The organism is Mycobacterium sp. 852014-50255_SCH5639931, from assembly GCF_001665605.1.
GTDB classification, from domain to species: Bacteria; Actinomycetota; Actinomycetes; order Mycobacteriales; family Mycobacteriaceae; genus Mycobacterium; species Mycobacterium paraffinicum.
In genome coordinates this window covers 389,714-402,139 of record NZ_LZSV01000017.1, presented here as the reverse complement: position 1 = coordinate 402,139, position 12,426 = coordinate 389,714, and the positions used below count along the sequence as shown (strand labels likewise).

11 protein-coding genes are annotated in these 12,426 nt (G+C 70.4%); 6 read left to right on the top strand and 5 right to left on the bottom strand.

Annotated features, from left to right (window positions below; all coding sequences use genetic code 11):
* Positions 1-24 precede the first annotated feature (24 nt).
* Positions 25-1,152, top strand: coding sequence for a trehalose-phosphatase (gene otsB / locus A5758_RS11685; RefSeq protein ID WP_067739940.1), 1,128 nt, complete (start codon positions 25-27; stop codon positions 1,150-1,152).
* Here the strand turns inward: otsB and A5758_RS11680 are convergent.
* Entirely contained in the window at positions 1,149-2,021 is an 873-nt protein-coding gene (locus A5758_RS11680; protein ID WP_067739938.1) for a MaoC family dehydratase, read from the bottom strand. The genes otsB and A5758_RS11680 overlap by 4 nt on opposite strands.
* 83 nt (positions 2,022-2,104) lie before the next feature.
* Between A5758_RS11680 and A5758_RS11675 the strand changes: the two genes are divergently transcribed.
* From A5758_RS11675 to A5758_RS11655, 5 genes are read left to right on the top strand one after another with little or no spacing between them, the layout of a single operon-like run.
* On the top strand, positions 2,105-2,818 hold the full coding sequence (locus A5758_RS11675) for a histidine phosphatase family protein (RefSeq protein ID WP_067739936.1): 714 nt from the start codon (positions 2,105-2,107) through the stop codon (positions 2,816-2,818).
* Positions 2,819-2,868: 50 nt separating this feature from the next.
* Positions 2,869-4,866: an SDR family oxidoreductase gene (locus A5758_RS11670; protein WP_067739935.1), complete on the top strand. Its 1,998-nt coding sequence runs from the start codon at positions 2,869-2,871 to the stop codon at positions 4,864-4,866.
* Positions 4,867-4,909: 43 nt separating this feature from the next.
* Positions 4,910-5,653, top strand: a complete 744-nt coding sequence (locus A5758_RS11665; RefSeq protein ID WP_067740036.1) for a 2OG-Fe dioxygenase family protein — start codon at positions 4,910-4,912, stop codon at positions 5,651-5,653.
* A 20-nt stretch (positions 5,654-5,673) separates the two neighbouring features.
* Complete coding sequence (locus A5758_RS11660) at positions 5,674-6,705, top strand: nucleoside hydrolase (RefSeq protein WP_082939659.1); 1,032 nt, start codon at positions 5,674-5,676, stop codon at positions 6,703-6,705.
* On the top strand, positions 6,702-7,160 hold the full coding sequence (locus A5758_RS11655) for a hypothetical protein (protein ID WP_067739933.1): 459 nt from the start codon (positions 6,702-6,704) through the stop codon (positions 7,158-7,160). The genes A5758_RS11660 and A5758_RS11655 overlap by 4 nt, the downstream gene beginning before the upstream one ends.
* A gap of 91 nt (positions 7,161-7,251) precedes the next feature.
* Here A5758_RS11655 and cmaA1 read toward each other — a convergent pair whose 3' ends face one another.
* The 4 genes from cmaA1 to guaA all read right to left on the bottom strand — a co-directional run bounded on the left by cmaA1 (position 7,252) and on the right by guaA (position 12,410).
* Positions 7,252-8,139, bottom strand: coding sequence for a cyclopropane mycolic acid synthase CmaA1 (gene cmaA1, locus A5758_RS11650; protein WP_067739931.1), 888 nt, complete (start codon positions 8,137-8,139; stop codon positions 7,252-7,254).
* A gap of 271 nt (positions 8,140-8,410) precedes the next feature.
* Positions 8,411-9,952, bottom strand: coding sequence for a DNA polymerase Y family protein (locus tag A5758_RS11645; protein WP_067740032.1), 1,542 nt, complete (start codon positions 9,950-9,952; stop codon positions 8,411-8,413).
* Between the two features lie 38 nt (positions 9,953-9,990).
* Positions 9,991-10,671, bottom strand: coding sequence for a hypothetical protein (locus A5758_RS11640; protein WP_067201430.1), 681 nt, complete (start codon positions 10,669-10,671; stop codon positions 9,991-9,993).
* A gap of 170 nt (positions 10,672-10,841) precedes the next feature.
* A complete protein-coding gene (gene guaA, locus A5758_RS11635) occupies positions 10,842-12,410 on the bottom strand; it encodes a glutamine-hydrolyzing GMP synthase (protein WP_197503917.1) in 1,569 nt (522 codons plus the stop codon).
* Positions 12,411-12,426 lie beyond the last annotated feature (16 nt).

Here is a 12,426-nt window from a genome sequence, read left to right as displayed (position 1 = left end):
TGACCACCGTGAGAAGGTTGGGTCATGCCAGAGTCGGGGTCGGTCGTCATCGACCCGCGCCGCCATGACGCGGTGCTGTTCGACGCGCTCGACCCCGCCCTGGACGGGCAGCTGCGCGGGATCGGGGTCGGCACCGCGACCTTTACCGACGACCCGGTGGAAGCGGCTCGGCGGCTGCAGGTGCTTCCCGGCCGGTGCGTGGTCGTCACCGCCGACGAAGCGGGCGTCGAGGCGGCGCGCGCCGGCGGATTCGCGTTGGTCATCGGTGTCGACCGAGGGAATGGCGGCGCGCTGCGGGACGCCGGCGCGGACGCGGTCGTCGCGGACCCCGGCGAGGTGACCGTGCGCACCGGGGACCGCCGGATGTCACAGCTGCTCGACGCGCTGACGGCCCTCGACGACCTGGCCGCGCGGCGACCGGCGGTGTTCTTCGACTTCGACGGCACGCTGTCCGAGATCGTCAACGATCCGGATGCGGCCATCCCGGTCGACGGCGCCACCGAGGCGCTGCGGCAGCTGGCCCAACAGTGCCCGGTCGCGGTGTTGTCCGGTCGCGATCTGGCCGACGTGACGAAGCGGGTTGGCGTGCAAGGCATCTGGTATGCCGGTAGCCACGGCTTCGAGCTGACCGCACCCGACGGCACGCACCACCAGAACGACGCCGCCGCGGCGGCCATACCGGTGCTGGAGCGTGCGGCCGGCGAATTGCGGGAGCGACTGGGCTCCATCCCGGGTGTGATGGTGGAGCACAAGCGCTTTGGGGTCGCGGTGCACTACCGCAACGCCAGCCGCGACCGCGTCGGCGAGGTGGCGGCCGCCCTGCGCGCGGCGGGCCGGCGCGACGAGCTGCGGGTGACCACCGGCCGCGAGGTCATCGAGCTGCGGCCGGACCTGGACTGGGACAAGGGGAAAACGCTGCGCTGGGTGCTCGACCACCTGACCGGGGCGGAGTCGGGTCCGCTCACGCCGGTCTATCTCGGCGACGACATCACCGATGAGGACGCGTTCGACGCGATCCACGACGGTGGTGTGCCCATCCTGGTGCGGCACAACGACGACGGCGACCGCGCCACCGCGGCGGAGTTCGCGCTGGACAGCCCCGCGCGCGCCAGCGAGTTCACCGCCCGGCTGGCGCGCGAGCTGTCCCGCTAGGCCTGCACGTACTCCACCGCGCCGTCGTCGAGCACCACCCGCGTCCCGACGCCCTCGGCGCCGGACGCCTCGGTGCGGAACACCGCCTTGCCTCCCTCGGTGCGCCAGATCAGCGTGGTCAGCGTCTCGCCGGGAAACACCGGCGAGGTGAATCGCGCCGCAATCGAGGTGATGTTGGCCGCGACCCCGCCACCCAGCTCGGCGAGCAGCGCGCGACCCGTCACCCCGTAGCTGCACAGCCCGTGCAGGATCGGCTTGGGGAAGCCGGCCATCTCGCGAGCGAACCACGGGTCGCTGTGCAGCGGGTTGCGGTCACCGGAGAGCCGGTAGATCAGCGCCTGGTCCTCCCGGGTGGGCAGCGCGACCCGGGCGTCGGGCTCGCGGTCGGGGATCTCCGGGGCCACCGGCCGCTGACCCGGCATGCCACCGAACCCGCCCTCGCCCCGGATCACCAGGGTGGTGAGCGTCTCGGCGATCAGCTTCTCCGAGTCGGGGTCCGTGCCCCGGCCGCGCAACACCAGGATCGCGTTCTTGCCCTCGCCCTTGTCCTGGATGTCGGCGACCTCGGTGACCACCGACAGCTTCCCCGCCGGTGGCAGCGGCGCGTGCAGCCGGATTTCCTGCGAGCCGTGTAACAGCATGGCCCAGTTGAACGTTCCGACCTTGCCGGCCGCCCCGAACGCCGGGCAGCAGATCACCGCGTAGGTGGGCAGCACCTGCTGGTCGATGTCGTGGCTGTTCTCGGTGGTGAACGACAGGTCGTCGAGGCCGGCGCCGACGCCGAGCGCGTACAGCAGGGTGTCCCGGTCGGTCCATTCGAACAGCATCGGTTCGGTCACCGCGCCGACGGCACTCGGGTCAATCGCCATCTGAGTCTCCTTAGCCAGTATTTTCTCCACCTAACCATCGCAAACCCTTCCCACCGATGCCGTCGGCAGGGCAGGCTATCGACATGCCGAAGCGCAGCTTGGTCCGGAATGTCTCGAAGGCCGTCGCGGCGTTCACCGCGGTCCTCATTGTCGGTGCCTGCGGCGGATCGCCCCAGGCGCGCAGCATCACGGTGACGTTCATCCGGCACGCCCAGTCCGAATCCAACGCCAGCGGGATCATCGACACCTCGGTGCCGGGCCCCGGCCTGACGCCCGAGGGTCAGGGGCAGGCCCAACAGATCGCGCACCAAGCGGGCCGCAAGGACTACGACGGCGTCTACGCCTCCACCATGGTCAGAACCCAGCAGACCGCAGCGCCGCTGGCCTCCGAGCTTGGCAAGCAAGTCGAGGTGCTGCAAGGCATCCAGGAGATCAACGCCGGCTGGTTCGAGGGCAAGCCGTTCGCCCAGGAGAACGCGACGTACCTGTTGGCGCCGGCGGACTGGCTCAGGGGCGACATGCAAGACAGCATCCCGGGGTCGGTCAGCGGCAAGCAGTTCAACGACGGGTTCACCGCGGCCGTCCAGAAGGTCTACAACACTGGCCAGCACAATCCGGTGGTGTTCTCGCACAAATTCGCCATCGAGTACTGGACGCTGATGAATACGAAGAACGCCAAGGACACCCTGCTGACCAGCCACCCGCTGCCCAACACCGGGCGCGTGGTGATCACGGGGAACCCGATGACCGGCTGGACCCTGGTGGAGTGGGACGGCATCCGGGACTTCCACAGCTGATACCGGTTGGCCGGTTGACGTGGGCGGTCGTCAGCCGCCACGATGGCTCCATGCGTTATGTCGTTACCGGCGGTACCGGGTTTATTGGTCGCCGCGTCGTCGACCGTCTCCTGGAAACGCGGCCCGATGCGCAGGTGTGGGTGCTGGTCCGGCGGCAGTCGCTGGGCCGCTTCGAACGGCTCGCCGCCGGGTGGGGTGAGCGGGCGAAAGCACTGGTCGCGGGGCTACCGGAGCTGGAGCTGACCGACGAGACCCTCGCCGAGCTGGGCCGCATCGATCACGTCGTGCACTGCGCGGCCATCTACGACATCACCGCGGGCGAGGCCGAGCAGCGGGCCACCAACGTCGAAGGCACCCGCGCCGTCATCGAGCTGGCTCAGCGGCTGGGCGCGACGCTGCACCACGTGTCCTCGATCGCCGTGGCCGGCGACTTCTCCGGCGAGTACACCGAGGACGACTTCGACGTCGGCCAGCAACTCCCGACCCCCTACCACCAGACCAAGTTCGAAGCCGAGCTGCTGGTGCGGTCGGCGCCCGGGCTGCACTATCGGATCTACCGCCCGGCGGTGGTGGTGGGCGACTCGCGCACCGGCGAGATGGACAAGGTCGACGGGCCGTACTACTTCTTCGGCGTCCTGGCCAAGCTGGCGCTGTTGCCGTCGTTGACGCCCATCCTGCTGCCCGACACCGGCCGCACGAACATCGTGCCGGTCGACTATGTCGCCGACGCTCTCGTGGCGCTGATGCACGCCGAGGGCCTGGACGGCCGCACCTTCCACCTGACCGCCCCGAAAACCGTTGGGCTGCGCGGCATCTACCGCGGCGTCGCCAAGGCGGCCGGGCTCCCGCCGGCGCGCGGGTCGCTGCCCGGCTCGGTGGCCGCCCCGGTGCTGAAGGTGCGCGGGCGGGCCCGGGTGCTGCGCAACATGGCGGCCACTCAGCTCGGTATCCCGGCCGAGGTCTTCGACCTCGTCGACCTGAAGCCCACCTTCGTCAGCGACCAGACCCGGAAAGCGTTGCGCGGCACCGGCATCGACGTGCCCGAGTTCTCCAGCTACGCGCCCCAGCTGTGGCGGTACTGGGCCGAGCACCTCGACCCGGACCGGGCGCGCCGCGACGATCCGAAGGGACCGCTGCGCGGCCGGCACGTCATCATCACCGGCGCGTCCAGTGGCATCGGCCGGGCGGCGGCGATCGCGGTCGCCGAGCGCGGGGCGACGGTGTTCGCCCTGGCCCGCAACGCCGAGGCGCTGGACGAGCTGGTCGCCGAGATCCGCGCGGGCGGCGGTGACGCCCACGCCTTCACCTGTGACGTCACCGATTCCACCTCGGTCGAGCACACCATCAAGGACATCCTGGGGCGGTTCGACCACGTCGATTACCTGGTCAACAACGCCGGCCGGTCGATCCGCCGCTCGGTGGTCAACTCCACCGACCGGCTGCACGACTACGAGCGAGTGATGGCGGTCAACTACTTCGGTTCGGTGCGGATGGTGCTGGCGCTGCTGCCGCACTGGCGCGAGCGCCGCTTCGGGCACGTGGTCAACGTTTCCAGCGCCGGCGTGCAGGCGCGCAACCCGAAGTACAGCTCGTACCTGCCCACCAAGGCGGCGCTGGACGCGTTCGCCGACGTGGTTGGGTCGGAGACGCTGTCCGACCACATCACCTTCACCAATATCCATATGCCACTGGTTCGTACGCCGATGATCGCGCCGTCGCACCGGCTCAACCCGGTGCCCGCGATCAGCCCTGAGCGCGCGGCCGCCATGGTGGTGCGCGGCTTGGTGGAAAAGCCGGCGCGCATCGACACCCCGCTGGGCACGCTGGCCGAAGTCGGCAATTACTTCGCGCCGCGAACGTCGCGACGCATCCTGCACCAGCTCTATCTGGGTTACCCCGACTCGGCCGCCGCCCGCGGCTTGACCACCGAACCGGTGGCGGCTCCCCCGCGCAAGCCGAGGCGCCCGGCGCGGGGCGTCACCCGCGGCATCCGGACACCGCGATCGGTCAAGCGCTTGGTGCGCCTGATGCCCGGGGTGCATTGGTAGGTCAGCGCGTTTCAGGCGCAGCCGATTGCGGTATTCCGGCGCGATGACCCGGACTCTTTCCGCGAAGCGGGCCGACGCCGACCCGGTGGCCGCCGCGGCACGCCAGGTCGCCGCGACGGGCGCCGCGGTGATGTCCTCGCTCGACGTGACCCGAAGCCTGGGCGCGGGCCGCGAAGAGTGGACCCGGTTCGCCCGGCACTGGCAGCATCTGGCCCCCGACCCCTACGCGGCGGAGCTGGGCGTGCAGCGGCTGCGCCGCTACGGCCAGTACTCGTTTCGCGATGGCCTGCTGCGCCCGATGCCCAGGAGCATGTTCGTGCAGCCAGAGGACTCCAACCCCCTCTACATCGGCAGGGACCGCGAATTCAAGCCGCTGACCGATGCGTTCGCCCGGGACCCCTTGCTGCACAAGGTGATAGGGCTGCTGGCCCGGGTGGCCGCGGCGCTCGACGACGTGGCGGACTGGAACGTCAAGGTGCATCCGTTCCGCACCCGGTCGTCGACGGACGAGGGCGCGCATCCGACGCCAGAGGGCGTGCACCGCGACGGCGTCACGCTGGTCACCTCGCTGCTGGTCGGACGGCGCAACGCCATCGGAGGCGAGAGCACGGTGTGCGACCTGGACGGCCGGCAGTTGCTGGCGACGACGCTGGCCGAGCCCGGCACGCTGATGCTGGGCGACGACCGCCGCACCCTGCACGACGTCTCCCCGATCCGGCCCATCGACGGCTCGGGCCCGGCGCAGCGCGACGTCCTGGTGGTCACCTTCGCCTCGGCCTGGTCGTAAGCGTCGGTATCGTTGCGGCGGTGGCCCCCGTTTTCGTCGACGTCGACACCGGCGTCGACGACGCGCTGGCGTTGATGTACCTGTTCGCCAGCCCGGACGCTGATGTGGTCGGCATCGCCTCCACCGGGGGAAACGTTGCGGTGCAGCAGGTTTGCGAGAACAACCTGGGCCTGCTCGAGCTGTGCGGCGTCGCCGGCGTGCCGGTCTCCAAGGGCTCCGACGAGACCCTGACCGGGCCGATGCGCCTGCCCTCGAAGGTCCACGGCCCCAGGGGATTGGGTTATGCCGACCTGCCGTCCACCGATCGCCGCCTCACCGAACACGACTCGGCGACCGCCTGGGTGCGCGCAGCGCACGCCTTTCCCGGTGAGCTCATCGGCGTGGCGACCGGCCCGCTGACCAATCTGGCGCTGGCGCTGCGCGCCGAACCGGCGCTGCCGACGCTGCTGCGCCGCCTGGTCATCATGGGCGGTTCCTACGATCACCGGGGCAACACCACCGCGGTGGCCGAATGGAACATCAGCGTGGACCCCGAGGCCGCGGCCGAGGTGCTGGCGGCCTGGGACCCCGAAACCGTTGGCCAAGAGCGTCTTCCGGTCCTGTGCGGCCTGGACCTGACCCGCAAGGTGGCGATGACGCCCGATCACCTCGCCAGGTTGGCGGACGCCGCGGGGTCGACGGCCACGCCGATGAGCGCGGACGACGAGCCCGGCACCCGGTCGACGGCGTCCAACCCGTTGATCAGGGTGATCGAGGACGCGATGCGGTTCTACCTGGAGGCCTACCACGACATCGGCCACGGATACCAGGCACATCTGCACGATCCGCTGGCCGCCGCCGTGGCGCTGGACCCCGGGCTGGTCACCACCCGGCCCGCGGCGGTCGACATCGAGCTGACGGGGACCCTGACCCGCGCCATGACGGTGACCGACTGGTCGGGGCGCCGGGAACCCAATGCGCTGATCGGGATCGACGTGGACGCGGCGGCCTTCTTCGACCGTTTCATCGAGCGGGTTGGGCCGTTTGCGCGCAGGGCACCCTGTACGCCATGAAGATTCGTTTCATCGAAGTCCTGCGCGCGGGATGGGGCACCGTGCTGCTGGCCGCCCCGTCAGAGGTGCTGAACCAGATCCACGGGGTGCAGGTCGACCGCAAGGCGCTCGTCGTCACCCGGATCCTGGGCGCGCGTCACCTCACCCAGGCGCTGCTGTCGGGCATCAACCCCGGCCCGGAGGTGCTGGCCGCCGGCGTCTGGGTCGACACGGTGCACTCGATCACCGCTCTCGGCCTGGCGGTGGTCGATCGGCGCCGGGCGCGCGGCGGGGTGACCGACGCCGCCGTCGCGGCGTCGTGGGCGGGCCTGGGCTGGCGCCACCTGCGGGCGGGTAAGGCCAGGACGGACGGCGTCCGCGGGCGCGATCGGCTGGCCCGCGCGGTCGTGGGGGCGCTGCCCGGCGGTGGCCCGCTGATGGCGCAGGCGCAGGCGGTCCGCGCCGAGCGGACCTAGGGCGCGAGTCGTTCGCACCCGGAGTGTGGGTGACGCCCACGGCCATGGCGCCGGCGGCTGGTCCGCCTGGGAGCCCGCCGTGCACTGAACGTCATTTCTGCAACGTGAACTGATTGACGTCGATGTATCCGATACGGAACATCTCGGCGCAGCCGGTCAGATATTTCATGTACCGTTCGTAAACTTCCTCGGATTGCAGCGCGATGGCCTGGTCCTTGTGGGCTTGCAGTGCGGCAGACCAGATGTCGAGCGTCTTCGCGTAGTGCGGCTGCAGCGACTGGACGCGACTTACTGTGAAGCCATTCGCGGTGGCGCGTTCTTGCACCATCGGTATCGAGGGCAGCCGCCCACCCGGGAAGATCTCGGTGACAATGAATTTGACGAATCGGGCGAATGTGAACGATATGGGCATGCCGCGTTCGATCATCTCCGTCGGATGCAGCCCGGTGATGGTGTGCAGCAGCATGATCCCGTCATCGGGCAGCAGGTCATGCGCCAGGGTGAAGAACGCGTCGTAGCGCTCGTGCCCGAAGTGTTCGAAGGCGCCGATGCTGACAATCCGGTCGACGGGCTCGTCGAACTGCTCCCAGCCTCGCAGCAGAATCCGCGCGGAACGTGGGCTATCGGATTGGGCGATCAGCTGCTCGACGTGGTTGGCCTGGTTGCGGCTCAGGGTGAGGCCGACGACGTTGACGTCGTACTTTTCGAGGGCGCGGATCATGGTGGCCCCCCAACCGCAGCCGACGTCGAGCAACGTCATGCCCGGTTGCAACCCAAGTTTGCCGAGGGCGAGGTCGATCTTGGCGATCTGCGCCTCTTCCAGCGTCATGTCGTCGCGCTCGAAGTAGGCGCAGCTGTACGTCTGGGTCGGGTCGAGGAATAGCCGAAAGAATTCGTCCGACAGATCGTAGTGGGCCTGCACATCGTCGAAGTGCGGCGTTAAATCAGTCCCCTCGGGGGGCTCCGACGTCGTAGGCATCGTGACAGCCTAGTCGCCGATCTGAGCATCCCGGAAACAGTGAAGTCTCCCGTTTGCTTCGGCATCGACACCGGCGAGGACGCCGCAGTGGCGCGCCGCCGCCGTCGCGTAGGATCCGGAACTCTTGTGACACACGGGCGTTTCTTCGACCGGTTCATCGAACGGGCAGGATCCTTTGTGCGCCAATTAGGTGGTGCCCGACAAAGATTCGCACGGTCGAGGGTTGAGGATAGCGTGCGGCTGACGTCCGCCAAGGTTTGGATAAGCACCGCTACTCGTAGCTGCCCTCGAGGTACCAGCGCCGCTGGCGATAGCACAGCAGAAACGCCCGCTCGCCCTCCAGCAGGACCTGCGCGCGGGCGGTGCGGCCCTTTCCGACGTCGGGATCCCACCACCGCTCGTCGACCGGCCACGGTCCGGCCCACCAGTCCAGCCGCTCGTCCCGGCCGTGCACGGTCAGCCGTGCCGGGTCAGCGGAGAACAGCCCCCGGCTCGTCACCCGTACCGGGTTCCCTTGGGCATCAAGCATTTCCACCGGGTCGTCGAGCAGCACCGCCGGTGCCGGCTCGGGCAGCCGGCCGGGCCACGGCAGACCCGGGTCGGCCCGCGGAACCGGTTCGTCACCCAGCGGGGTCAACGTGATGCGTTCGGCCGGCCCGCGCCCGCCGGACAGCACCGGCACCCGCACCGCCTCCGGGCCGAGCAGGCCCTGCACGCGCACCAGGGCCCGGCGGGCCCGCAGCCGGTCCTCCTCACCCAGGCCGCCCCACAGCGGCAACTGCAGCGCCCCCGCCGACACCACCTCGACGGCCTGCAGCCGCAACAGCGTCACCGCGGCCGTCGGGCGAGGGTTGCGCGCGGTCCGGCTGCTCAACCAGCCGTCGAGTTGCCAGCGCACCCGGTCGGCGGTGGCGTCCTCGGTCAACGGCTCGGCGCACCGCCACACCCGTTGCAGTTCTTCGCCGTTGGCGGTGACGGCGTGAATGGCCAGCCGGGTGCAGCCCACCCCGGCGGCCATCAGCGTCCGGTGTAGCGCGCCGGCCAGCGAGCGCCCGGCGAAGGCCGCGGCGTCGACCCGGTCGATCGGCGGGTCGCAGTCCAGCACGGCCTCCAGCTCCTCCGGCGGCTCCCGACCGGACGGCCCCCGTTCGGGTTCGCCGCGGGCCAACCGGTGCGCGGTCACCCCGTCGGCGCCGAACCGGGACGCCACGTCGGTGGCCGACAGTGCGGCGAACTGCCCGACGGTGCGAATTCCCATCCGCCACAACAGGTCCGTCAACTCTTCCCGCCCCGCGCCGCACAGGCTGGGCTCGGTGGCAAGCTGGCGGATCGAGAGCACCGACAGAAACTTCGCGTCGCCGCCCGGCGGGACGACCCGGCCCGCCCGCGCGGCGAAGACGGCGGTGGACAACTGGTCGGCGATCCCGACCTGGCACTCGGCGCCGGCCGCTGAACTCACGGCCACCGCGTCGATCAGCCGTTCGGCGGCATCGGTCTCGGAACCGAAATAGCGGGCCGCCCCGCGTACCGGCAACACCAAGAGCCCGGGCCGCAGCACCTCGGCGCGCGGCACCAGGTCGTCCACCGCCGCAACGACCGCCTCGAAGAAGCGGGCGTCGCGGTCCGCGTCGGCGGTGCCGACGTGCAGCTGCGGGCACCGGGCCGCCGCCTCCCGGCGCCGCAGCCCCCGCCGCACCCCCGCCGCACGGGCGGCCGCCGAGCAGGCGATCACCCGGTTGGCCAGCGTGACCGCCACCGGGGCGGTCGCGGGCAGCCCCGCGGCCGCGGCCGCCGCGACCGCGGGCCAGTCCATGCACCAGATGGCCAGCACCCGGGAAGCCACTTCAGAATTCACCCGGCTCGCGCCCGGGCGGTCACCCGTCGTCCCGCACACACCCCGCTGACCTGCAGCCGCACCCGGCTGATCCGGCCGAATCCAGGGCGGCTTCCCGAAGTGAGCTCGTAGCCGCAGACCCGGGCCTCCAGCCGCGTGGGCGCGCCCTGCCAGTCGCCGTCGGTGACCAACACGGTGCACCCCTTGCTGCGGGCCCGCGCCACCACCGCCCGCGCCCGGGTCTGCGGCACCCGGCGCCCACCCAGGCCGAGGACCACCAGATCCATACCGTCGACGAGCACCGCGGCCACCTCCACCGGATCGGTTCCGGGATCCGGTATCACCGCGACCCGGCTCAGATCCGCCCCCATCTCCGCGGCGGCCAGCAGCCCGATGTCCGGCTGGCCGACGATTGCCACGTTGCCGCCCGCCGCCGTCACCGCGGCCACCATGCCAAGCAGCAGCGACCGGGCGCCCGAGAGCACCGCCACCGTCCCGCGCGGCAGGGGCGCCGGCAGCGACTCCGCCAGCCACGGCGGCAGCGCCAGCTGGGATTCCGATTCCGGCAGCAGGTCGTCGGCGCGGGCGGGTGCGGGCCCCGGCGCCTTCCCGGTGATCACGGCCATCCGTCGGCGCAGCGATTCGAGCTGCTCAGCGCGGGTTTCCCGCCGGCGATCGGGGGCGAAAGCCGCAGTCATGACCGCCTCCTACCGCCACTCCCGCACGACTATTTTCGAAAGTATGTTCGACTGATTGAGAGTAAACACCCGCCCTCCGACAACCGTCAAGAAACGGGAGGGGCGGCTTTATGCGATCGATACCGGTGGGGCGGATGGGTGTGATGTGGCGGCGCTTACGCGCCCACCAATCACTCCCACTCGATGGTGCCGGGGGGTTTGCTGGTGATGTCCAGCACCACGCGGTTGACCTCGGCCACCTCGTTGGTGATGCGGGTCGAGATGCGCTCGAGCACCTCGTAGGGCACCCGGGTCCAGTCGGCGGTCATGGCGTCCTCGCTGGACACCGGACGCAACACGATCGGGTGCCCGTAGGTGCGGTTGTCGCCCTGCACACCGACCGAGCGGACCTCGCCCAGCAGCACCACCGGGCACTGCCAGATCAGGTTGTCCAGGCCGGCGGCGGTGAGTTCCTCGCGCGCGATGGAGTCGGCGCGGCGCAGCGTCTCCAACCGCTTCGCGGTGACCTCGCCGACGATCCGGATGCCCAGGCCGGGGCCCGGAAAGGGTTGGCGCGCAACGATTTCTTCCGGCAGGCCGAGCTCACGCCCGACGGCGCGCACCTCGTCCTTGAACAGCAGCCGCAGCGGCTCGACGAGCTTGAACTTCAGGTCGTCGGGCAGGCCGCCGACGTTGTGGTGGCTCTTGATGTTGGCGGTCCCGCTTCCCCCGCCGGATTCCACCACGTCCGGATACAGCGTGCCCTGCACCAGGAAATCAACCTCAGACCCGGTGTCGCTCAAGATATCCCGCACCGCGCCCTCGAAGGCGCGAATGAACTGGCGACCGATGATCTTGCGCTTGCCCTCGGGGTTGGTCACTCCCGACAGCGCCTGCAGGAAGGTGTCGGCCGCGTCGACGGTGACCAGGTTGGCGCCGGTGGCGGCGACGAAATCGCGCTGTACCTGCGCCCGTTCGCCGGCGCGCAACAGCCCATGGTCAACGAAGACGCACGTCAGCCGGTCACCGATGGCGCGTTGCACCAGTGCGGCGGCCACCGCCGAGTCCACGCCGCCGGAGAGTCCGCAGATGGCGTGGCCGTCGCCGATCTGTTCGCGCACCTGCTCCACCAGCGCGCTGGCGATGTTGGCCGGCGTCCACTCGGCGCCGAGCCCGGCGAAGTCGTGCAGGAAGCGGCTGAGCACCTGCTGGCCGTGCGGGGTGTGCATGACCTCGGGGTGATATTGCACACCGGCCAGGCGGCGCGCCCGGTTCTCGAAGGCCGCCACCGCCGCGCCCGCGCTGCTGGCGACCACGTCGAATCCGTCCGGTGCGGCGGTGACCGCGTCACCGTGGCTCATCCAGACCGGCTGGGAGTCCGGCAATCCCGAATGAAGTTCGCCGCCAACCACTTTCAGCTCGGTACGGCCGTACTCACTGGTGCCGGTGTGGGCGACGGTCCCGCCCAGGGCCTGCGCCATGGCCTGGAATCCGTAGCAGATGCCGAACACGGGCACGCCGAGATCGAACACCGCCGGATCGAGTTGCGGGGCGCCCGGCTCGTAAACGCTGGACGGCCCCCCGGAGAGCACCAGCGCCGCCGGCCGGCGGGCCTTGATCTCGTCGATCGAGGCGGTGTGCGGGATGACCTCGGAGAAGACCCGCGCCTCCCGGACGCGCCGGGCGATCAACTGCGCATACTGTGCGCCGAAATCGACGACCAACACGGGCCGCGGCGAGGGTGCTTCCACGGCAGCCAGCTTAGTGGCCGCACCC